Here is a 263-nt window from a genome sequence, read left to right as displayed (position 1 = left end):
GGGCCCGCAGGCCCCGCCGCGATGTCCATGCAAGAAGAAAGCCTGTTCGCGCCGCGCTACCGCGGCCTCACCGCCGGCGCGGTCGCGCTGGTGGCTCTGGTCGGGTTCGAAGCCTTGGCGGTGACCACCGCGATGCCGACCGTGGCGCGCGCGCTCGACGGCCTGCCGCTGTACGCGCTGGCCTTCGCCGGCACCCTCGCCGCAAGTGTGGTCGGCATGGTCGCGGCCGGGCCCTGGGCCGATGCGCGCGGCCCGGTCGCGCC

The 263-nt window shown here is 76.4% G+C and carries 1 protein-coding gene; it reads left to right on the top strand.

All coding sequences use genetic code 11. The features are described 5' to 3' along the window. Positions 1 to 263, top strand: a 263-nt coding sequence (locus HKX41_11930) for an MFS transporter (GenBank protein NNC24843.1), incomplete at both ends; no start/stop codon positions are given.

The organism is Salifodinibacter halophilus (assembly GCA_012999515.1).
GTDB lineage: Bacteria > Pseudomonadota > Gammaproteobacteria > Nevskiales > Salinisphaeraceae > Salifodinibacter > Salifodinibacter halophilus.
Note: the sequence above shows the minus strand (reverse complement) of the source record. Positions and strands in the feature narration are given on the sequence as shown.